Raw genomic sequence first — 21,248 nt, 5'->3', positions numbered from 1 at the left:
AGGAGGTTCACAATGACCAGTACGTTCTTCATGCCCAGTGTCAACATCATGGGCGCAGGCTGTCTGCAAGAAGCCATGGTGGCCCTGAAGGGTCACGGCTTTCGCAAGGCGCTGATCGTTACCGACGCCGTGCTCAGCAAGCTCGGCGTGGCGGCGCGCATCCAGGCCCAGCTGGCCGGGCAGCAGATTGCCTCGGTGGTGTTTGATGGCACCCAGCCTAACCCCACCGTGGGCAATGTGCGCGCCGGGCTGGCGCAGCTCAAGGCTGAGCAGTGCGACTTCGTGATCTCGCTCGGCGGCGGCTCCCCGCACGACTGTGCCAAGGGCATTGCCCTGTGCGCCACCAACGGCGGCGAGATTGCCGACTACGAGGGCGTGGACCGCTCTGCCAAGCCGCAGCTGCCCCTGGTGGCCATCAACACCACCGCAGGCACGGCCAGCGAGATGACGCGCTTTTGCATCATCACCGACGAAACGCGCCACATCAAGATGGCCATCGTGGACCGCAACGTCACGCCCATCCTGTCCGTCAACGACCCCGAGCTGATGCTGGCCAAGCCCAAGGGCCTCACGGCTGCCACCGGCATGGATGCGCTGACCCACGCGGTGGAGGCCTATGTGTCCACCGCCGCCACGCCCATCACCGATGCCTGCGCGCTGAAGGCGGTGGAGCTGATCGCCCGCCACCTGCGCACCGCCGTGAACCATGGCGACGACCTGAACGCCCGCGAGCAGATGGCGTATGCGCAGTTTCTGGCCGGCATGGCGTTCAACAACGCATCGCTGGGCTATGTGCATGCCATGGCGCACCAGCTGGGCGGCTTTTACGACCTGCCCCACGGCGTGTGCAATGCGCTGCTGCTGCCGCATGTGGAGGCGTTCAACGTGCCCACGTCGGCCGCGCGCCTGCGCGATGTGGCGCACGCCATGGGCGTGGATGTGGCGGGGCTGGACGCCGAAGCGGGCGCACAAGCCTGCCTGGCCGCCATCCGCCAGCTGGCGCTGGACGTGGGCATTCCCAAGTGTCTGGCCGACCTGGGCGTGAAGGAAGCGGACATTCCGCTGCTGGCCACCAATGCATTGAAAGATGCCTGCGGCCTGACCAACCCGCGCACCGCCACGCAGGCGGACATTGAAGGCATCTTCCGCGGGGCCATGACGGCCTGACGCCATGAAGGCCATGGACGCCGTGGATTCCACACACGCCAGCGGCACCCCGCCACCCCCACGGGTGGTGGCCACGCCCGCCGCGCTGGAGCTGCTGGCCTTGCTGCAAGCCAAGCACGGCCAGGACCTGATGTTCCACCAAAGCGGTGGCTGCTGCGACAACAGCGCCGCCAACTGCTACCTGCCCGGCGAGATCACCATGGGTGCGGGCGATGTGTACCTGGGCGACATTGGCGGCTGCCGCTTCTACATGGGCAAGGCCCAGTACGAGACCTGGAAGCACACGCAGCTCATCATCGATGTGATCGACGGGCACGGCGGTGGCACCTTCTCGCTGGAGGGGCCGGAGGGCAAGGCCTTCCACACGCGCTCTCGCGTGTTCACCGCGATGGAGCTGGCGGAGCTGGCAGTGCAAGAAGACCGGTGCGCTCCACCATCACCGCTGTGAAACGGCGAAAAATAGTGCTAAAACAGCCTCAAGCGCTTACCCAGTAAGCGCAAACAGCTATTGAATTTGTAGCGACTGGCGTGTGCGCTGCAGCGATGCCTGACCCAGGTGGCTGCCGCCTTCGTCTTCTAGTTGGAACACCGACACCACCTGCACCAGGTCTTCGGCCTGGCTCTTGAGGCTGCTGGCGGCGGCGGCCATTTCTTCGACCAGCGCGGCGTTTTGCTGCGTGACCTGGTCCATCTGCGTCACGGCCTCGCCCACTTGGGCCACGCCCAGCGACTGCTCGTGGCTGGCCGCGCTGATCTCGCCGACGATGTCGGTCACACGGCGGATGGCGCCCACCACTTCGCTCATGGTGGCGCCGGCGCGGTCTACCAGGGCGCTGCCCTGGGCCACGCGCTCCACGCTGGCGCTGATAAGCGACTTGATCTCGCGCGCGGCTTCGGCGCTGCGGCCGGCCAGGCTACGCACTTCGCTGGCAACCACCGCAAAGCCACGGCCCTGCTCGCCGGCGCGGGCAGCTTCCACGGCGGCATTGAGCGCCAGGATGTTGGTCTGAAAGGCGATCGAGTCGATCACGCCAATGATGTCGGAGATCTTCTGCGACGAGGCGTTGATGCCATGCATGGTGTCGACCACCTGCGCAACCACTTCGCCGCCCTGCACGGCCACGGTGCTGGCGTTGGCGGCCAGCTGGCTGGCCTGCTGCGCGCTGTCGGCGTTTTGCCGCACGGTGGCATTGAGCTGCTCCATGGATGCTGCGGTTTCTTCCAGCGCGCTGGCCTGGCTTTCGGTGCGGGCCGACAGGTCGGTGTTGCCCTGGGCGATCTGCACGCTGGCAGTGGCCACGCTCTCGGACCCGCCGCGCACATTGCGCACCACATCGGTGAGCTGCCGGCGCATCTGCAGCAAGGCCTCCAGCAACTGGCCGACCTCGTTGGTGCCGTGGGCGATGGGGCCACCGCTCAGGTCGCCCTGCGCCACGGCGCGCGACAGCTGCACGGCCTGCGCAAGCGGCTGGGTCATGGAGCGCACAAACACCAGGGCCATGCCGGTGGTGAGCGACAGTGTCGCCACCAGTGCCACCGCCACCCACAGCAGGCTTTGCTGCAGGTTGGAGACGCGGTTGTCCAGGGCCTGTGTCAGGTTGCCTGCGGCCTGGGCGTTGAGGGCGTACAGCGCTTCGATGGTGCGGGTGAAATGGTCGAAATAGTCCTTGGCCGGCAGCTTGAATTCGGTGGCGTTGATCACCTCGCTCTCCAGCAGTTGAAGCGACTGCGTGATCAGGCCCTGGATTTCCTGGGTCTTGCTGCCCATCGATTGGCGAAACTGCGGGTTGCGTTCCAGCGCCCGGTCGAAGCTGCGCAGTGTTTCTGCCTGCAGCTCGGTCACGCGCTGGCGCAGCACCACCAGCTGCCCCTTGTCTTGCGGGGGCAGCTCGCCGCGCCCCAGAAACCCCGAGCCCTGCGCCCGCAAAACGCCCAATTTTTCACCCAGCATCGGGGCATGGACCAGCGATGCCTGGATCAGCGCATGGGTGTCGGTGTCTGGGTCGGTTTGCAGGCCGTAGGCGTGCAGCAGGCCCTCGTTGATCAACATGATCGAGGCAATCAGCTGGGTGTGCTGCGCCGTGCTTTGCGCAGTCTGCAGGCTGCGTGCGGCCACGGCCTGCTCCAGGGTCTTCCAGGTTTGCTGGGCTTGTGTCCATGCGCTGTTTTGCGCGGCGGGCACCTGCGCTGCGGCAAAGCTGGCCGCCACTTCTGCCATGGCTTTTTCCAGGGCGTCGCGGGCCGCGGGCCGGCGCGCCGCCAGCGCCTCGTCTCCGCCCAGCATGCCGGCCGACAGACCCCGGTGCACCTGCATCAACTGCACCACCTTGTTCACCACCAGTGCGGGCACGGCACCCACCGATTCATGCCGCGCTGCCGCGATGGAGCGCAGTGAATCGCTCACATAAAGGTACGTGGGCAGGGCGCTCATCATCAACCCGATCGTGCCCAAGATCATGAATTTCTGAAGCAGGCCAAGGCGATGGAGGATGGACATGGCAATAAGCGCACACATGCGCAGGTCGTGGAAACACAAAGACCGAAGCGTGTTGTCGGCCACAAGAAGTCTGCAGGCCCATGGCGGGTATTGCAAGCTGTAACGTAATGTACGGAGATTGGCATCGGACCGGGTTGACGCATATCAAGTCAAGACGCTGTCGGCGGACCATGACAGGGCCCCTCCAGGTCGTTGGAGGGGCGCCGTCCCCGGGTTGGGCTGGCGCAGCCGATCCGGGCGCTGGTGAATAATGTCCTGACTGTCCCAACTGCGGAGAATTCCCGGCATGCATTCCATCACCTTGCGTTTCATGGCCGCATCCGGCGCCTCATCGGCCTCGGGCCGCATTCAGGGTGGGGCCGTGTTGCTGTGGGTGGACGAAGCCGGGCTGGCCTGCGCCAGTGCCTGGGCGCACTGCGCCTGCGTGACGGCCTTCATGGGCGGTGCCAGCTTTCTGCGGCCCGTTCGCTCCGGGGATCTGGTGGAGGTGGAGGCCCGCCTGGCCTACACGGGCAGCAGCAGCATGAGCATGGTGGTGGAGGTGCGGGCGGGCAGCATCCAGGACAGGGACTTGCAGCCCGTGACCCACTGTGTGGTGGTGTATGCCGCCGTGGATGACGATGGACAGCCTCGAGCCGTGGACGCCTGGACCCCCGAAACCCCCGGCGACATCGCGCTGGCCCAGCGCGTCAAGGCCCAAATCGACGCTGCGCGCGCGGCGCAGTAAGGCGGCGAATGACCACTGCGCCGGGGCCGATGCGGGCCCGCGATCTTCTGGCTGCGCTCGCGGTGGTTGTGCTGTGGGGCGTGAACTTCGTGGCCATGAAGTGGGGCCTGCGCAGCTTTACGCCATTTCAGCTGGGCGCCTTGCGCTACCTGTGCGCGGCCCTGCCCCTGGTGCTGCTGGTGCAGGCACCCCGCCTGCATTGGCGCTGGGTGCTGCTGTTTGGCGCTTTCCAGGGCGTGGGGCAGTTCGGCTTTTTGTTTGTGGCACTGCAAATGGGCATGACGGCGGCGTTGGCCAGCGTGCTGCTGCAAACCCAGGTGTTCTTCACCGCGCTGTTCGGTTTTGGTGTGCTGCACGAGCGCCCGGGCCGGCCGCTGGTGCTGGGGCTGGCGCTGGCGGGGCTGGGGCTGCTGTGTTTTGCCATGAACCATCTGCAGCCAGGCGCTGCCACGGCCGGCACCACGTTGGCGGGCCTGCTGCTGACGCTGTGCGCGGCGGCTTCGTGGGCGGCATCGAACATCGTCTCGCGCCTGGCACAGCAAGCCTCGCCGGGCTACAACCCCCTGTCTTTCGTGATCTGGAGCAGCCTGGTGCCCGTGCTGCCCTTCATCCTGCTGTCTCTCTGGTTCGATCCGGACGCGGGCCGCTGGATCGATCCCGCCGCCTGGGCCGCCGTGCCGCTGGTGGCCTGGCTGTCGTTGGCCTATCTGGGCTGGGCGGCCACGGTGCTGGGCTACGGCATGTGGACCAGCCTGCTCAAGCGCTACCCGGCTAACCGCGTGGCACCCTTCAGCCTGGGCGTGCCGCTGGTGGGCATGGCGGCGGGCCTGTGGGTACTCGGCGAGGTCGTCACCGCATGGCAATGGGCGGGCGTGGCCTGCGTGGTGCTTGCCCTGGTGTGCGTGGTGCTGGGGCCAAGATTAGGCATGAAATAGCCCTGTAGCGCTTATCTGGAAAGCGCTGACAGCTATCTATTTAATAGTGGCAGTGGCTGGCCGCACCCCGGTGCCGGGGGCGGGGGCATCACAGCAACCGACGGCGTGCGTAGCGCACCACGGTAACGCCAGCGCGGGCCTGGCGCGTAGAGGGCATCACCAGCACGCAGTCATCGTAGGGCGTGGCGACGGGTTCGCCATCGTTGTCGCCTATCACCGTGCCTGCCTGCGCGATCACTTCCAGTCCGGTGAAGGGTGCGTTGAAACGGAAGGCGCTGCTGCGGGCGACCACGGGGCCCGTGACCTCAAGCGCCCACTGGCGGGGTGCATCGGCCAGGCGCCAGCCGGGCAGCCTGCGGTCCAGCTCCGCCGTTTGGACCACGCCGGCTGTTTCGAGAAAGCGCACGCACTGGTCCTGTGCCACGGCGCGGCTGGCGGGGTCGCCGTGGAACCCGCACTCGATCAGCAGCGAACGCGAATCGCCGCCCTGCCCCGGGGCCTCGCCATCGGGCAGGCCAAAGCGCCCATAGTCGCGCATGCGTACGCCGTCTTTGTGCCCGGCATCGATCACGATGTGCTCGGGCGAGCGCATGGCGCGCGCCAGTTGCAGGTTGCGTGGCTGGACCCCGGTGAGCAGCAGCGGGGCCGAGGGCTCATGCATGGAATGGATGTCGAGCAGCCAGTCGGCCTGCGCTACCCACGGACGCAGCGCGGCGGCGCGGCGGCGCTCGTTGGTTTCCGCGGCGTCGATGCGCTCGTCCAGCCATTGGCGGTTCAGGTCTTCGTCGGTGAAGCGCGAGGCATCGTGGTTGCCGGCGTCAAAGCGGTCGAACGCATCCAGGTTGCAAAAGGCCAGGGTCAGCCGACCTTTCTGCGGGCGCAGCGCTGCCTCCAGCAAACCCTTGAGGGCCCAGGCGCCGCACAGTTCATTGCCATGCACCAGGGCGCTGATCATCACGTGGCGCCCGGGCACACCCGAGTCGAAGTGCCACACGCCTGGCGTGCCGGTGTTGCCTGTACGCCAGGCGCTCAGGTCTGGTGCGGGCAACGTGAAGCTGAGGGCCGTTGGGGGAGGGAGGACGGTGCTCATTCTTCGATCTTGGCGAATTCAACAATCTGTTTGTACTTGGCCACTTCGGCGGCCAAAAACTTGTCGATGTTCACGCTGGGTGACGACACCGTCGAGCCGCTGCTCTCCAGCTTCTTGCGCAGCTCGGGTGCCTGCAGTGCTTCGTTCAGCGCTTTCTTGAGTTTGTCGAACACCGGTTTGGGCAAATGCGCGGGGGCCATGAGCGCGAACCAGACGCCAATGTCCACGTTCTTGTACTGGGCTGATTCAGAGATCGCCGGGATATCGGGCGTGGCGGCCGAGCGCGTGGCTTCGGTGGTGCCCAGTGCGATTACCTTGCCGCTCTTGATGTGCGGCAGACCGCTGGACAACACGAACACGCCGTACTCCAGGTTGTTGCCCATCAGGTCGTTGGTCAGCGGCGCCACACCGCGGTAGGGGATATGCGTCATGAACAGCTTGCCCTGTTCTTTGATCATCTCGCCCGCCAAGTGCAGCGAGGTGCCCACGCCCGAGCTGCCGTAGCTGAACTTGCCGGGGTTCTTGGAGACTTTCTGCGTGAACTCTGCCAGGTTCTTCACCCCGGAGCCGGTGGACGCCACCAGCACCAGGGGTTGCGAGGCGATCAGGCCGATGGCTGTGAAGTCCTTGATGTCGTACTTGACCTTCTTGGTCACCAGCTTGTTGATGGCGATCTCGTTGCTCGCCCCCACCAGCAGGGTGTAGCCGTCCGGTGCGGCGCTGGCCACTTTTTGCGCGCCAATGGCACCGCCGGCACCCCCAATGTTCTCTATCACCACCGGCACGCCCAGGCGGTTGCCCAGCTCGGTGGCCACCACCCGGCCCGTCAGGTCGGTGCTGCCGCCCGGCGGATAACCCACCACGATCGTGATGGGCTTGCTGGGATACGAGGCTTCCTGGGCGACTGCCGGGGCGCTGGCCAGCACGGCCAGGCTGCAGGCCAGGGCGGCGCGGCGAGAGAGATGGAGGGTGTGCATGGCAGTTGTCCTTGTGGTGGGGTTTGCCCATTGTGGGAACGCGCACAGGCTTCGTTGGTGCCGAAACGGCACCAGTCGGTGCGTAGTTGGGCCAAGTGCTTGTGCTTGTGCTTGTGCTTGTGCTTGCGCTGTTGCGGTCAGCGCAGCGTCACGGTCTGCCACAAGGCTTCGGCCAGCGGGCCCAGGCGGCGCTTGGGCCGGTACAGGCGCACGTCAAAGCGCACTTCCATTGCCTCGCTGCCCGCGCGTGCGAGGCAGCCGCTCTTGCAGTCGGCATGCACCATCGACCAAGGAAGCCAGGCCACACCGAGTCCCTTTTGCACGTATTCGTAGTGGGCATCTGCCGAGTCGCATTCCACCAGGCGCTGCAGGCGCGGTGCATGCGGGTTGTGCGCCAGGTGGTCCTCGACCAGGCGCCCCAGCGCCAACTGGGGTGCGTAGGCCAGGTACGGAACGGGTTGCGCTTGCGCAAAGGCGTGCAGCGGCAGCCCTTGCGGTGTGGCGCGGGATACGGGCACCAGGCGATCCGTGGCCATGGTGACATGCATGAACTGCCGAGCGTCCAGCCCAATGGCCAATGCCGGGTGGTGGTACACGAGCGAGAAGTCGGCCTCGCCGCGCTCCAGCATGGCGACGGTGTCCGCCAACGCGCGCGTCAGGACGTGCAATTGTCCGTCTTGCAGAATCGGGCGCAGGCGCACCAGCCAGTCAGCCACCACGGTGCGTGCCAGGGTGCGGCCGGTGGTCAGCGTCACGGTACGGCCCTGGCGCCCGGCCAGGCTTTGCAGCTCCTCGTGCGATTGCGCCAGGTTGCGCGCCAGTTGCGCGGCGGTTTCCAGAAAACTGGCACCCGCCGCCGTCAGTGTGACGGGACCGCCACCGCGCTTTACCAAAGGTGTTCCAGCCCAGGCCTCAAGGGCGCGGATGCGACGCCCGAATGCGGGGTGGGTGACGTGGCGCAACTCGGCAGCACGCGTAAAGCTGCGCTCCTGCGCCAGCGTGATGAAATCCTCCAGCCACTTCAGCTGCATGGCCCGGCAGGCAGTGGATGCATGGGTTCACCAAACCCTCTATCCCTGCTGCCCATTCCTGTTGGCTGCATGTGGGGTTGGTACGGCGAGGCGTCGCCATGCGCAGCCTTGTACCCGGTGGTTTCACCGCACTGCAGCACAGCTGGTGTCTCCACGGTTGTCGGGCGTGTCAGCCGCACGCCGCTTGCAGCACAGCGCGGGTGCGCAGGGCCTCATGGCGCGCGGCGGCTGCAAAGTCGTCCCCGCCCGACGCATACAGAATGGCCCGCGATGAGTTCACGATGATGGGGCCGTCAGGGCGCAGCCCGGCGCGCACGGTGGCCACGGCATCGCCGCCCTGCGCACCCACCCCGGGGATCAGCAGGGGCAGCGTGGGTGCAATGCTGCGCACGCGTTCAATTTCCTGGGGGTAAGTGGCGCCCACCACCAGGCCGAGCTGGCCGTTGCGGTTCCAGGGGCCTTGCGCCAGGCGCGCCACATGTTCGTAAAGCAGGGGCTGCCCCTCAATGCTGGCCAGGCGCTGGTTTTGCAAGTCGTCGCCGCCGGGGTTGGAGGTGCGGCACAGCAGGAAAGCGCCTTTGCCGTGGTAGGCCAGGTAGGGTTCGATGGAATCAAACCCCATGAACGGCGAGAGCGTGACGGCGTCGGCGCCGTAGCGCTCAAAGGCCTCTTTGGCGTATTGCTCGGCCGTGGAGCCAATGTCGCCACGCTTGGCATCCAGAATCACCGGCACATGGGGGGCGTTGCAGCGCATGTGCTGCATCAGCCGCTCTAGCTGGTCTTCGGCGCCATGGGCTGCAAAGTAGGCAATCTGGGGCTTGAAGGCGCACGCCACATCGGCCGTGCTGTCGACAATCGCGGCGCAAAAGTCATAGATCTTGCGCGGATCGCCGCGCATGCCTGCGGGAAACCGGTTGGGTTCGGGGTCCAGCCCCACGCAGAGCATCGAGTTGTTCTGGGTGGAAGCACTGCGCAGCATGTCGAGAAATGTCATGGGGTGTAATTTTAGGCGGCACCATGGCGGATGTGACAAGCTTCCCGGCGGCGCAGTGTGGGCGTTTGGCACAGACCCGCCCCGGTGGTCCACTTCCCCGAAGCGCTGCGCCCATAAAAAAGTGGCCGTTGATCGGCCATTTTTTTTCAAGACCCGGGAGGGCGAAAGCGGTCAGCGCGGTACGGTCAGCAGGCGCTGGACGTCGCGGTCATTGGTCAACGCGCAGTTCTGCCCGGGCACGATGCGGCTGTCTTCGGTGCGCACCAGTTTCATGGTCATCACCTTCATGTGATTGGCCAGCCGCCCTGCCAGGCGCCGCTCAACCCTTCACCAGTCCGCCATCCACAATCAGGTTTTGCCCGGTCACCGCGCGCGACCAGGGTGAGAGGAAGAACAGCACGGCGTCGGCAAACTCGGCCGGTGTGGTCACGCGGCGCAGCGGGGTCAGGCTGGCGATGAGTTCGAACACCGCCTCGGGCGTGGCGCTGCTGGCGTCGGTGCTGCGCAGCAGGCCGCCCGAAACCATGTTCACGGTGATGCCGCGCGGCCCCAGGTCGTTGGCCGCCGTGCGTGTGAGCGACAACAGCGCTGCCTTGGCGGCGGTGTAGTCGTGGTACGGCACCACGGGGTTCTGAAACAGGTTGGTGCCCACGTTCACGATGCGGCCAAAGCCCTGCGAACGCATTCCGGGCAACGCCGCCTGCAAGGTGTTGAGCGCACCCTTCACGGCGCCTTCGATCTGCTGGTTGAAGCGCTGCCATGCAATGTCGCCAATCTGTGGGCGCGCGTCGCCGTCGAACTGAAAGCCCACCAGTGCGTTGTTCACCACGCTGCTGATGGGCTGGCCGGTGCGCTCATGGGCCTGCGCAAACAGTGTGTGCACAGCGGCGGTATCGGTCACATCGGCCTGCAGAGCCATGGCGCGCGGGCCCAGTTCTTCGGCCAGCGCGGCGGCGGCCTTGTCGCTGTGGTGGTAGTTGATGACCACGCCCGCGCCTTCGCGCGCCAGCGCCCGTGTGATGGACTGGCCCAGACCACGGGCGCCACCGGTCACCAAAACCCATTGTTCCGCTATCAGCATGTCGATTCCCAAAATGGATGCAAGCGCAGATTGTGGCGGCAAATAGTGCCCTGCCAGCTGCCTTGTCCCGGCGCGGTGGACGGCCAGCACGGGTCTGGGCAAGTGGCTGGATTTGCCACCGTTGCAGCGGAAAACCCGGTGGGAGAGCAGGAACCCGTGGGGGCGTTGATTGGGAGTCTGACCCCGATTTTTACCCCGGCTGTTCCATGCCCCCGTTCATTCGCACAACCGTTCAACCTATGCGGCGGGGCGGTGCAGGGCGCACAGCTTGTTGCCGTCCGGGTCGCGCAGATAGGCCAGGTAGAGCTTGCCGCCAGGGCTTTCGCGCCAGCCCGGCGGGTCTTCGCAGGTGGTGCCGCCATTGGCCACGCCGGCTGCGTGGAAGGCATCGGCCTGCTCGGGCGACTGCATCGCAAAACCGATGGTGCTGCCGTTGCCCACTGTGGCGGGCTCGCCGTTGATGGGCGTGGAAATGCCAAAGGTGCCCTGGGGGCCGCGGAAGAAATAACGGTTCTTGTTGGCTACCCCGGGGCTGATCCCCATCGTGGCAAACAGCGCGTCGTAAAACTTTCTGGACTGCTCCAGGTCACTTACACCGACCATCACATGACTGAACATGGCGTTTGTCTCCTTATTTGAGGTCCCCGGCGGGGCGGTTGACAGGCGACGGAATGGTACTTGTTGCCACGCCGCCCCGGTCTGGGCCGACGTAAAGCCCCTTGCACACCGGCGCGACCGGCCGGCGGGAGGCGCACGTCACGCCCGGCATCCGCGGTGTAGTGGCAAACTTCAGGTCAAAATAGCCCCTGGCGCTTATTCTGAAAGCGCTAATAGCTATAAAAATAAGAGCAAAAATGGGGGCGGGATGGTCATCTCAACCGTGTCAGCCAAGTCCCCATCCCCTGTCCTGGCCCACTTGTCCACCCACCGTTGCGCTACCCCATGCCACCCAACCCGCACTTCACCCCCGTCCCGCTGGACAAGGCCTACCGCCTGCTCAATCACGGCCCCACCGTGCTCGTCTCGGCCAGCCATGCGGGCGAGGACAACGCCATGGCCGCCGCCTGGGCCTGCGCGCTGGACTTTGCCCCGCCCAAGGTCACGGTGGTGCTCGACAAGGCCACGCGCACGCGCCAACTGGTAGAGGCCAGCGGGCACTTTGCCTTGCAACTGCCCACCCGGGCCATGGCCGCGCTCACGGTGGGCATCGGCACCGACAGCGCCAAGACCCACCCCGACAAGCTGCAGCAGCACGGCGTGCAGCTCTTTCACGCGCCCGGCCACGCCACGCCCCTGGTGCAGGGCTGCGCCGCCTGGCTGCTGTGCCGCGTCATCCCCGAGCCGCACAACCAGCAGACGTATGACCTCTTCATCGGCGAAGTGCTGGCCGCTTGGGCCGACGAGCGCGTGTTCCGCAATGGCCACTGGGAGTTCGACACCGCACCGGACGAGCTGCGCACGCTGCACTACGTGGCGGGTGGGCAGTTCTATGCCACGGGGGCGTCGGTGACGGTGTAATTTTGGTAGCAGTGCGCGGCGCCGGGTGTTGATCCCTCGCCCCTTGCGGACGAGGGCGCATTACTCCCCATCCGAAATCTCCAACTGCTTGAGGTCCGCAAATTTGGCCGCCATCGTTGGGTTGCCGCGTGTCAGCTTCTTGATCGTCAGATCTTCGGCCTTGTCGTTGGCCAGGCGCAAATTGTTGGCCGACTTGTGCAGCGCCTCCTTGGTCTTCTCCAGATCTTTGATCGCCTCATCAATGCGCTTGATAGCCTCTTCAAACCCGTCCGACGCCAGGCGCCAGTTGCGCCCAAACGCGCCCTTGAACTCCTCCAGTTGCGATTCGAACTTGGTGATGTCCAGGTTCTGCGCCTTCACCAGCGCCAGCTCTGACTTGTACTGCAACGACTTCATCGAGGCGTTGCGCAGCAGCGTGATGATGGGAATGAAAAACTGCGGCCGCACCACGTACATCTTGGGGTAGCGGTAGAACATGTCCACGATGCCGGTGTTGTACAGCTCGCTCTCGGGCTCCAGCAGCGACACCAGCACCGCGTATTCGCAGCCTTTTTCACTGCGGTCTTTGTCCAGCTCTTTCAAGAAGTCTTCGTTGCGCTTTTTGGTGGCGGTTTCGTCGCTCTCGTTCTTCATCTCGAACATGATCGAGACGATCTCGTTGCCCGACTCGTCCAGGTCGCGAAAGATGTAGTCGCCCTTGCTGCCACTGCGCGCGTCGTTGTCCTTCTCGAAATACGCGCGCGCAAACGCGGTGGCGCGGATGCGGTTGAACTCCGTCTCGCAGTGCTGCTCCAGCGTCTCGCCCACCATCTTGGTTGACAGGCGCGCCTTCATGTCCCGCAGCCGCGCAATCTCGCCATCGCGGTCGCGCAACTGCAAGGCGTATTGCTCCTTGATGGCGGCCTCCTCCAGCTGCTTTTTCACCACCACCAGGTTCAGATCGTTCTTGAATTCATCGCGCTCGCGGGCCACCACGGTGACCGCCTCGGACACCGCCAGCCTGCGCACCACCTCGCCCGCCTCCAGCTGCGACTTGAGCAGCTGGATCTCGGCGTCCTTTTTGGCGGCCGCGCCCTGCAGCTCCTGCGCCAGCCGGGCTTCTGCCAGCAGGGCCGCTGTTTGCTGCGCTTGCCGCGCGCGCTCCAGCTCATTAGCCAGCGCATCGCGCTCCTGGTGCACTCCGCCCAGCGCCTCAGACACCGCCAGCTTGCGCGCCACTTCGGCGGCATCCAGCTGGGCCTTCAGGGCTTGAATCTGTGCATCCTTGGCGGCTGCCGCCTTCTGCAGCTCATTGGCCACCTGGGCCTGCGCCAGCGCCACCGCATTGCGCTTGTCCTGCTCGGCCAGCTCCAGCCGCTCGTGCAACTGCGCATGGAAATCTGCGTCGCGCACCTGCTTGAGGATGTCGGCATACCCGGTTTCGTCCACCTTGAACGCCTTGTTGCAGTGGGGGCAGATGATGTCGTGCATGGCGGTCACCGTGTGTCGTGTTTCGTTGGTGGGGGAGCATAGCGGGCAGCACCTGCACAAAGCCCGGCCGCAATGCCCTGCACAACGCGGTGTGTGAAGCGCCGTGCCGAACATGTTCAGGTCAATAAGCGCCCATGTAGTCGCGCTTGCCAATGGGCAAACCGTTGTGGCGCAGGATGGCGTAGGCCGTCGTCACATGAAAGAAGAACTGCGGCAGACCATAGTTCGCCAAGTAGGTCTGCCCACTGAGCTTTTTCTCTTTGGGCGTGCCAGGGCGCAAGACGATTTCAACGCCCTCTTTGCCTTCAAACTGCGCTGCGTTCACGCTTTCCAAAAAGGCCAAGGTCTGCGCCAACAGCGCATCCAGATCGGCAAAGCTTTTCTCTTCGCCTGCAAAGACCGGCACATCCACCCCCGCCAGCCGCGCCGCGATGCCGCGAGAAAAGTCGGCGGCAATCTGCACCTGCTTGAGCAGCGGGAACATGTCGGGCGCCAGCCGTGCCTGCAGCAAGGCGTCTGGCTCGATCGACTTGGCGGTTGCGTATTCGCTCGCCTGCGCAAGAATGCTTTTCAACGCGGTCAGCATCTGCTTGAGGACGGGAACCGAGTGGGAGTACATAGGGCTGGTCATGGGGTGGTCCGGTGAGCGGGGAAAAGGGGAAAAGCCAGGGGCCCGTCGCGCCGAAGGGCCAAGGGCTGCCAAGTTCGTGTGTACTGGTCTGGAAGCGCCTGGTTCGCGCCCGCCTGTTGCGCCGCCGGGCACTGTAACCCGCCTGCAGGGACCGGCGCTTCCAAGGCGATTCCACCCTTGCCTTACCAACGGGCTTCACGTGCCAGGCGCTGTCGGATCTATCAGATCGGCCGCCTCGTGCAAGGCGGCGAGCGCAAACTGGTGATCGGCCACGCCGCGCGCAGCTACGTGGCGCTGCACCACTACATAGAGGCCCTGGACACGGTGTTCGTGCTGGCCGTGCGCAGCCCGCTTGAGGCCGGGGTCAAGCGCTAGGTTTTGAGCCAAATTGGCCGCCAGCGCTTATTGAGTAAGCGCCAGCAGCTATCAAAACGAGAATAACTGCCAGCCTGGCTACGCGTGTCAGAGCTGCCCCTATCCGTTCGGGCTGAGCATGTCGAAGCCACCCGAAGGGCGTCGTTAACACGTCTAATGGGAAATACGACCCAGCGCTTGAGGTTCATGCGGTGAAAAGCCCGTTTATTCACCGCGCAATTTGCGGTGAATAAACGCCATAATCACCGCATGTGGACCGAAAAGAAAGCCCCTCGCCGCCGCACTTACCTGTGGCAACGCCCCGACTGGCCGCAGTGGCGGTTTGACGCAGCCGCCCTGGCCGCGCCACTTGCGCAGGTGCATCGCGCACAGGGCATGCTGGCCGGGCGCATGGCCGAGCTGGGCCTGCCGCAGCGCGACCAGGCCACCCTGCAAGTGCTCACACAAGAAGTCATCACCACCAGCGCCATCGAAGGCGAACGGCTGGACCTGGACGCCGTGCGTTCTTCCGTGGCCCGCAAGCTGGGGCTCGATATTGGAGCCCTGGCACCCAGCGACCGGCATGTGGACGGCGTGGTGGACGTGGTGCTGGACGCCACCCGCCACTTTGACCAACCCCTGACCCACGAGCGCCTGTTTGGCTGGCACGCCGCGCTGTTCCCCACCGGCTACAGCGGGCGCACGCGCATCACCGTGGCCGCGTGGCGCACCGATGCCAGCGGCCCCATGCAAGTGGTGTCTGGCCAAAACATTGACGATATGGGCAGAGAGAAAGTGCACTTTGAAGCCCCACCCGCCGCCACCCTGCCCGCGCAAACCCAGGCCTTTTTTGACTGGTTTGAAGCCGCCCCAGCGGGCGACGCCATCATCAAAGCGGGCCTGGCCCACCTGTGGCTGGTCACCCTGCACCCTTTTGACGACGGCAACGGCCGCCTGAGCCGCGCCGTGGGCGACATGGCTCTGGCACGCGCTGAAGGCACGCATCAACGCTTCTACAGCTTCAGCGCCCAGATTCAGCGCGAGCGCAAAGACTATTACGACCAGCTAGAAGCCACCCAAAAAGGCCCGCTGGACGTGACCCCGTGGCTGCACTGGTTTCTGGGCTGCCTGCTGCGCGCCGTGCAGGGCACAGACGCCACACTGGCGGGCGTGCTGGACAAAGCCCAGTTCTGGCAGCGCTGGGCAGGCACGCCCATGAACGCCCGGCAAACGCTGGTGCTGAACCGCGTGCTGGATGGCATGGAGGGCAAACTGACCAACGCCAAGTGGGCAGCAATGGCCAAATGCTCACCCGATACAGCGCTGCGCGACATCAACGACCTGTTGGCCCTGGGCGTGCTGGCGCGGCTGGAAGGTGGCGGGCGGAATACCGCCTACATCTTGGTCAAATAGGCGGTTAGCGCCCTAGCAATAAGCGCCAGCAGCTATCAAATCAGAAGCAATTGACGGCATAGCAACGCCGCAAGTCACCACCACTACCCCTGCGCATACCGCGCCAGCCGCTGCTCCAGCGTGCCGGTGTGCAGTTCAAACAGGTGGTTGTCAAAGTCGTAAAAGTACAGCGACTGCCCCTCGTCCTCCACCCGTGGGCGGGGCGGCTTCACCTCCGCCCCCAGTGCGCGTAGCCGCGCCTCGCAAGCGGGCAAATCCTCGTCAGCCACGGCAAAGGCAACGTGGCGGTAGCTGCGCTGTGCCGGTGGCTCGCCCTCCATGAACGCCAGCCACAGCCCACCCAGCAGCACAAACTTTTCGCGCGAGAGGGAGAAGTTGCGGCCCTGGCTGTCGTAAACCTCTTGCGCGCCCAGGCCCTCGCAGAACAGGCGGGCGGTGCGGCCCACGTCGCGCACGATGAAGGTGAGGTGGCTGAGGCCGAGGATGGGTTCCGGCATACGCAACTACTTTTCCTGACGCTTGAGAAGTCCAGTAATCATGGCAACAAAAATCAGGCCGCTCCCCCATCCGAAAATCACTTGAAACCAATACATGAATCTTAAAAGGTGTCCAAAACTCCAGTTGATGAAAATTTCATCTAGAAATTTTTCCTTCATACCAGGAGTTTTCATAGTCCAGTTTTTCTCTTGATCCAAGTCGACCACAGGCAACAAAACATCTAGAGAATAGACAAAGGGAGAGAACGCACTGTGAGAATCAGGCATTGATTCGCAAAGAACCCAATTTGCCTTGCATTCTTCTGACAATTCATTATTCAAATAAACCAAAGGTGAGCTTGGAAGAATACTTTTTTCCAACTCAGCATACCAATACAAGCTACCACCTGCAAACCAAAAGAACACGAACCAGCCCAACAGCCTCCAGGGCTTGTAGCCGTATCCAATCAAGACACAAGAGAGAAGCCCAATAAATCTCTTGAAAATTCTTCCAAAAACCCCCTTAAATTTACTTTTACTTTCTTCAGGGCGGACAATTTTCTTTTCACCAAAATACTTCAGCGATTCAAAATCCATACCTACTTGCACAGCATGTTCAGGAAGACCAGAACGAGCCAATGCGTTGACGACATTCATCCAAGGCTGCGCGTTGATGTGAGAGACATCTAAGCTCTCACTTTGTTTTTGCTTTCTGAGCCAACTAGAACGCTCTGATGCCGAAACACGCAAACCCACACCTTGAAAAAATTCAAAATAAAAAGATCCAAAATTCAACCCATCACCCCAAGCCAAATATTCGTCCACCAAGTATTTGACCGTAGCACCCTCTAAATTAACTCCATTCACCGGCAAAATCATATCTCTAAAAAGCAAAGCCACTGCAATAGAGGCACCTTTAAGATCAAGCAAATATTCACTTGGCTCACTTCCACATTCAATACTAGCCTGGCTTATCTGCAGCGAACCATCTACCACCACACCAGATAGACAAACCTTTCCAACAGCATGGAAGTTTTTATTAAAGAAGATGCTGCCGTATATTTTTGCGCGATCCAAGCCAAGGGCATCATCGTTTTTTTGGCCACCTAAAAAACTACTTCCTGAAAACTCTAGACCACCATAAATGGTAGATGACCTCAATTCGCAAGCCCTATCCTTTATCACCCCAGACCGAAAGAAGATGCTGCCGTGGCAGATCAATCCATCGCCCTTAACTCCTGGAATGGATGATCCATTCAAATGAAGGCTTCCTTGAAATTGAGCATTTCTCATCTCAAGGGTCTTCTCAAAATAGCACTTACCCAACCAGATACGTCTGACTGTGCAGTGATCCAAATTGAGCGAGCCCTCTATCCAAGCCCCTTCAACCTGAACTCCCATTTCATGAATCGCAGCACTTTCGTCACCTCCAAGTGCCAGGAACCGTACAAACTCCGCTCGCAATGCGTTCTCTGGAGTTTTTTGTTCAGGCCGTCCATGGGAGAGGGCAAGGTCGGTCCCTGAGGCACAGGCGTGCAAAAGTTTGTTCTCTGCATCTCGCAGCGGAAGAAAGTCATCCAGACTTCGGCCAAAGGCTTTTTTCATTTGTTTTGCTGTGAATAAGAAGTTGAGCCTGTCTGCTTATACGCACCCCAACACCAACCTCTGCGTAGCCCTCGTCGCCGCCACATACAACACCCGCGCCGCCTCCCTGCGCGCCTGCACCTCGGCCTCTGACAGCGCCAGCGCACCCTCTCGCGGCTCGGTGGCATCCGCCCCCATTCGCTCCAGCCGCTCCACCCCCGGTATCGCCACCACCGGAAATTCCAGGCCCTTGCTGACCTTCATGGTCATCACCTTCACACTGTTGGCCAGCGGGTCGTAGTCGCCTGGGCCCCGGCGGTTTTGCACGGGCACGCCGCGTTTGTAGAGGGCGCTGGCGCACAGGTCGCGGATTTTTTCGGTGCGGCACAGCACGGCCATGTCGCCCCAGGCAAAGCCATCGGCGTGTGCGCCTTGCAGCAGCTCGGCGATCTTGGCGGCCTGGTCGGGCAGGGTGGGCAGGTGGATGACGATGGGCTCGGAGCCGTCGCGGCCGCAGCTCACGGGTTTGACGAGGGGGATGCCGTCGTCATCACGGTCTTCGGCGGTGAGCAGGTCGCCCGCGATGGCGTTGGCGGTTTGCAATATCTGCCGTGTGTTGCGGTAGTTGATCTTGAGGATGGTGGTGCGGCCCTGCGCCTGGATGCCGACGCTTTTGAAGCTGAAGTTCTTTTTGCGGCCCCGCTCGTAGATGCTTTGCGCGTCGTCGTACAGCACCAGCAGGCTGTTGGTGGTGGGGTCCACCATTTGGGTGATGAGCTTGAGCCATTCGGGCGCGAAGTCGTGGCCTTCGTCGATCATCACCGCCTGGTATTGGCCGCCGGGGATTTGGCTGCGCTCTACGGCGCGGATGACGTTGCCCACCAGGCCTTCATAAAAGCCGCCGCCTTGGGGCGGCAGGGCCTGCCCGTAGGCGGTGAGCTGGCGGTGGCACCAGCTGTGAAAGTGCCGCACATGCACGCGGTCGCTCAGGCCCTTGGCGTCCATCACGCTGGCCAGCTTGACGCCCAGCGGCTCGTTAAAGCAGAGGATGAGGATGGGTTTGCTGGCCGGGGTGCTGGCCTTGGCCAGGTATTCGGCACGGTAGCCCAAGATCATGGTTTTGCCGGACCCCGCTACGCCGTGGATGACGCGGTGGCCGTCGCCCAGGCTGCGGGCCAGCTGCTCTTGCTGCAGGTCCATCACGCGCATGATGTCGGGCAGCTGGGCGTCGGCATCGTTGTCGTCAAACAGGGCGCCCTGGGTTTGCACGCGCACCTGGGGGAACATGATCCAGCGCACCCGGTCGAGCTGTGGCAGGGTGATGGCGCCGCCGAAGCGGTGGGCAAACATGTTCCACAGCCGCTGCTGAAATTCTTCGGGGTCGGCGTGTTCGAGCATTTCGTCCTGGCAGATGACGTAATGCGGGTCGATGGTTTCGGCCAGGCCCGAGGTTTCAAACTCTTTGCGGGTGATGCGGGTGAACACCACGCCGTGCCCCCACGGAAACGCGAGCTTGCCTTTGTGCGGCCCTTCGGCCTGCACGAGTTGCGGGTCGCGCTCTAGCGCGTTGACCACCTGGATGGCGCAGTGGCGGGCTTGGGCCAGGGGGTTGATGACGACTTTGGGGCGCCCGTTGTCCAGAATGGTCCACGCCTGCCGGGTGGCGTTTTGCACGGTTTGCAGGCGCCAGTCCTTCGTCTCCAGCACCAGCAAGCCCCTGCGCGCGTGCAGCACCACAAAGTCGGGGTGGGTTTGTTTGGGGCCGATGGGCACGTTGTGCCACAGCAGGTAGTCGGCATCGAGCTTTTGCTCCAGCCGCTCGGCCAAGCGTCGCTCGCCCGTGGAATCAAATGCGGACGAGCCTATCGCCGGTATCAATGTCGCCATGCTGCTGGTCGCCCCCTATGTTGTGCGCTGCATATGTTTGTATGCAGTTGTTAATGCACTGTAGGGGGTGTGGTGGCGGGGCGCAACCTTTGAAGATAAGCCGCATGAATAGAGCGAGCCCGCGCGAGGCAATGGATTGCGGTGCATCACCCCTCGCAGGTTTAAGTCAAATTGGCCTCTAGCGCTTATGCAGCAAGCGCTAACAGCTATGAATTGGTGAGCAAACATCAAGCTGGCGCTGAAGGCCCGCTGTGTTGGGCTGGCTCAGCGCCCGCTAGCCCAAATGCCCGCACGCCGGCGATCAGCTGCGCCGCGGTTAGGCAAAAGCGATGCGGCAAGGCCGTGCCAAAAACCAGTTTGGCAGTGCGTGCAGACTTGTAGCGCGCACATCGGTGCGACACGCGCCACCAGCAACCGGCCACGCCATCGGCGCCCTCACCCGCGCGAACGCGTCACACCGCCTGCAGATACCGCCCCGCCAGCTCCTGCTGCGCTGCGGCATCCACACCCAGCACGTCCACCAGATAGGTTTGCACGCCGCCAAAGTCGTTGTCCACCATGTGCAGCGCGGCGTCCAGAAACTCTTCTTGCACGCGCCACAGCACGCGCAGCACTTCTTCGGGCGCGTGGCTGCCCATGCCGGGCGGGCGCTGGTAGAGCGCGTTGGTGAGCAGGTAGTCGTGCATGACCACGTCGCGCGGCACGCCCAGGGCGAGCAGGATGAGGGCGGCGGCAAAGCCGGTGCGGTCTTTGCCGGCGGTGCAGTGAAACACGGTGGGCGCATCGCTGGCCAGCAGCAGTCGGAAGAGCTCGGCAAAGCGCGGTGCGTTGTCGTGCACAAAGCCCAGGTAGGTCTCTTGCATCAGCCCCACGGCATCTTGCGCGGTGAGCTGGCGGCCGGTGCGCTGCAGGTCGAGGGCGCGCTGGATCACGGTGGGCTCAATGGCCAGCGGGTGGTAGGCCACGCCGGGCAGCGCGTAGGCATGGGCCGCGCTTTCGGCCTGGCCGCGAAAATCTACCGCGCGGGCCACGCCCAGCTCGGCCAGCAGCGCCTGGTCTTGTGGCGTAAGGCCCGCCAGATGGTCGGACCGAAAGAGCCGCCGCCACCTCACCGGCCGCCCACCATGGCCCGTGTAGCCGCCCAGGTCGCGGAAGTTGGTGACACCGGTGAACGGGAGCGAGCGGGTGGGGCTGGTGGAATGCGTGGGGGGTTGCTGCTGCATGGTCAGGGCGCCGGGGTGGCGTTAAAACGCAAAAGTCCAGCTTATCCCATGCGGGTGACGTGCCGTGTCACGCGGGTGCGCGGCGCCATCTGTGTGTGCGCCGGTGGCTTGAATGTCAGCGCGGCAATGAGGTGACGGCACCATCCACCCGCTGCTCCTGGCTACCCGGTGGGCAGGGCTGGTCGGTGTAAGT

Annotated in this window: 20 protein-coding genes and 1 pseudogene; 7 read left to right on the top strand and 14 right to left on the bottom strand. The window is 63.6% G+C overall.

The features are described 5' to 3' along the window. The first annotated feature begins 12 nt into the window (after nucleotides 1–12). Both yiaY and DTW89_RS11835 read left to right on the top strand, forming a co-directional pair. Nucleotides 13–1,167, top strand: coding sequence for an L-threonine dehydrogenase (gene yiaY / locus DTW89_RS11840; protein ID WP_114656094.1), 1,155 nt, complete (start codon nucleotides 13–15; stop codon nucleotides 1,165–1,167). 4 nt (nucleotides 1,168–1,171) lie between these two features. Continuing rightward, nucleotides 1,172–1,615: a DUF779 domain-containing protein gene (locus tag DTW89_RS11835; RefSeq protein ID WP_236637124.1), complete on the top strand. Its 444-nt coding sequence runs from the start codon at nucleotides 1,172–1,174 to the stop codon at nucleotides 1,613–1,615. 57 nt (nucleotides 1,616–1,672) lie between these two features. On the opposite strand, the gene DTW89_RS11830 is transcribed toward DTW89_RS11835, so the two are convergent. Continuing rightward, nucleotides 1,673–3,664: a methyl-accepting chemotaxis protein gene (locus tag DTW89_RS11830; RefSeq protein ID WP_114656100.1), complete on the bottom strand. Its 1,992-nt coding sequence runs from the start codon at nucleotides 3,662–3,664 to the stop codon at nucleotides 1,673–1,675. A gap of 286 nt (nucleotides 3,665–3,950) precedes the next feature. Here DTW89_RS11830 and DTW89_RS11825 point away from each other — a divergent pair, with 286 nt between their 5' ends. Both DTW89_RS11825 and DTW89_RS11820 read left to right on the top strand, forming a co-directional pair. Beyond that, nucleotides 3,951–4,391 (top strand): acyl-CoA thioesterase, encoded by a 441-nt coding sequence (locus DTW89_RS11825; RefSeq protein WP_114656093.1) that lies wholly within the window; start codon nucleotides 3,951–3,953, stop codon nucleotides 4,389–4,391. Nucleotides 4,392–4,399: 8 nt separating this feature from the next. Further along, nucleotides 4,400–5,326 carry an EamA family transporter gene (locus DTW89_RS11820; protein ID WP_114656092.1) on the top strand — a complete coding sequence of 309 codons (927 nt, stop codon included), beginning with the start codon at nucleotides 4,400–4,402 and terminating at the stop codon, nucleotides 5,324–5,326. An 88-nt stretch (nucleotides 5,327–5,414) separates the two neighbouring features. Here DTW89_RS11820 and DTW89_RS11815 read toward each other — a convergent pair whose 3' ends face one another. The 6 genes from DTW89_RS11815 to DTW89_RS11790 all read right to left on the bottom strand — a co-directional run bounded on the left by DTW89_RS11815 (nucleotide 5,415) and on the right by DTW89_RS11790 (nucleotide 11,117). Next, on the bottom strand, nucleotides 5,415–6,416 hold the full coding sequence (locus DTW89_RS11815) for a succinylglutamate desuccinylase/aspartoacylase domain-containing protein (RefSeq protein WP_114656091.1): 1,002 nt from the start codon (nucleotides 6,414–6,416) through the stop codon (nucleotides 5,415–5,417). Next, nucleotides 6,413–7,393, bottom strand: a complete 981-nt coding sequence (locus DTW89_RS11810; RefSeq protein ID WP_024813418.1) for a Bug family tripartite tricarboxylate transporter substrate binding protein — start codon at nucleotides 7,391–7,393, stop codon at nucleotides 6,413–6,415. The genes DTW89_RS11815 and DTW89_RS11810 overlap by 4 nt, the downstream gene beginning before the upstream one ends. Before the next feature lie 137 nt (nucleotides 7,394–7,530). Then, nucleotides 7,531–8,424, bottom strand: a complete 894-nt coding sequence (locus DTW89_RS11805; RefSeq protein ID WP_114656090.1) for a LysR family transcriptional regulator — start codon at nucleotides 8,422–8,424, stop codon at nucleotides 7,531–7,533. Between the two features lie 169 nt (nucleotides 8,425–8,593). Further along, on the bottom strand, nucleotides 8,594–9,418 hold the full coding sequence (gene pyrF, locus DTW89_RS11800) for an orotidine-5'-phosphate decarboxylase (protein WP_114656089.1): 825 nt from the start codon (nucleotides 9,416–9,418) through the stop codon (nucleotides 8,594–8,596). 319 nt (nucleotides 9,419–9,737) lie between these two features. Next, a complete protein-coding gene (locus tag DTW89_RS11795; protein ID WP_114656088.1) occupies nucleotides 9,738–10,499 on the bottom strand; it encodes a 3-oxoacyl-ACP reductase in 762 nt (253 codons plus the stop codon). Between the two features lie 237 nt (nucleotides 10,500–10,736). Beyond that, nucleotides 10,737–11,117 (bottom strand): VOC family protein, encoded by a 381-nt coding sequence (locus tag DTW89_RS11790; RefSeq protein ID WP_114656087.1) that lies wholly within the window; start codon nucleotides 11,115–11,117, stop codon nucleotides 10,737–10,739. Nucleotides 11,118–11,441: 324 nt separating this feature from the next. Between DTW89_RS11790 and DTW89_RS11785 the strand changes: the two genes are divergently transcribed. Continuing rightward, nucleotides 11,442–12,017, top strand: a complete 576-nt coding sequence (locus DTW89_RS11785) for a flavin reductase family protein (protein WP_114656086.1) — start codon at nucleotides 11,442–11,444, stop codon at nucleotides 12,015–12,017. Between the two features lie 60 nt (nucleotides 12,018–12,077). Here the strand turns inward: DTW89_RS11785 and DTW89_RS11780 are convergent, their stop codons facing one another. Both DTW89_RS11780 and DTW89_RS11775 read right to left on the bottom strand, forming a co-directional pair. Continuing rightward, nucleotides 12,078–13,487, bottom strand: coding sequence for a DUF2130 domain-containing protein (locus DTW89_RS11780; protein WP_114656099.1), 1,410 nt, complete (start codon nucleotides 13,485–13,487; stop codon nucleotides 12,078–12,080). A gap of 121 nt (nucleotides 13,488–13,608) precedes the next feature. After that, nucleotides 13,609–14,118 carry a DUF1993 domain-containing protein gene (locus DTW89_RS11775; RefSeq protein ID WP_024813411.1) on the bottom strand — a complete coding sequence of 170 codons (510 nt, stop codon included), beginning with the start codon at nucleotides 14,116–14,118 and terminating at the stop codon, nucleotides 13,609–13,611. Between the two features lie 177 nt (nucleotides 14,119–14,295). On the opposite strand from DTW89_RS11775, the gene DTW89_RS19320 reads away from it, so the two are divergent. Together DTW89_RS19320 and DTW89_RS11770 are read left to right on the top strand one after the other, a co-directional pair. Further along, nucleotides 14,296–14,493 (top strand): type II toxin-antitoxin system RelE/ParE family toxin, encoded by a 198-nt coding sequence (locus tag DTW89_RS19320; RefSeq protein ID WP_147277653.1) that lies wholly within the window; start codon nucleotides 14,296–14,298, stop codon nucleotides 14,491–14,493. A 249-nt stretch (nucleotides 14,494–14,742) separates the two neighbouring features. After that, nucleotides 14,743–15,885: a Fic family protein gene (locus DTW89_RS11770; RefSeq protein WP_114656085.1), complete on the top strand. Its 1,143-nt coding sequence runs from the start codon at nucleotides 14,743–14,745 to the stop codon at nucleotides 15,883–15,885. 83 nt (nucleotides 15,886–15,968) lie between these two features. Here the strand turns inward: DTW89_RS11770 and fosX are convergent, their stop codons facing one another. The 5 genes and pseudogenes from fosX to DTW89_RS19985 all read right to left on the bottom strand — a co-directional run. Further along, a complete protein-coding gene (gene fosX, locus DTW89_RS11765; protein ID WP_330863500.1) occupies nucleotides 15,969–16,382 on the bottom strand; it encodes a FosX/FosE/FosI family fosfomycin resistance hydrolase in 414 nt (137 codons plus the stop codon). 6 nt (nucleotides 16,383–16,388) lie between these two features. Further along, nucleotides 16,389–17,966 carry a hypothetical protein gene (locus DTW89_RS19315; protein WP_147277652.1) on the bottom strand — a complete coding sequence of 526 codons (1,578 nt, stop codon included), beginning with the start codon at nucleotides 17,964–17,966 and terminating at the stop codon, nucleotides 16,389–16,391. Nucleotides 17,967–18,002: 36 nt separating this feature from the next. Then, nucleotides 18,003–19,832 (bottom strand): DEAD/DEAH box helicase, encoded by a 1,830-nt coding sequence (locus DTW89_RS11755; RefSeq protein WP_114656083.1) that lies wholly within the window; start codon nucleotides 19,830–19,832, stop codon nucleotides 18,003–18,005. Nucleotides 19,833–20,284: 452 nt separating this feature from the next. Then, nucleotides 20,285–21,055: a tyrosine-protein phosphatase gene (locus tag DTW89_RS11750; protein WP_114656082.1), complete on the bottom strand. Its 771-nt coding sequence runs from the start codon at nucleotides 21,053–21,055 to the stop codon at nucleotides 20,285–20,287. A gap of 115 nt (nucleotides 21,056–21,170) precedes the next feature. After that, nucleotides 21,171–21,248: pseudogene (locus DTW89_RS19985) on the bottom strand (DUF4124 domain-containing protein); the annotation flags it as partial.

This window comes from Acidovorax sp. BoFeN1, assembly GCF_003345135.1.
GTDB lineage: Bacteria > Pseudomonadota > Gammaproteobacteria > Burkholderiales > Burkholderiaceae_C > Acidovorax > Acidovorax defluvii.
Note: the sequence above shows the minus strand (reverse complement) of the source record. Positions and strands in the feature narration are given on the sequence as shown.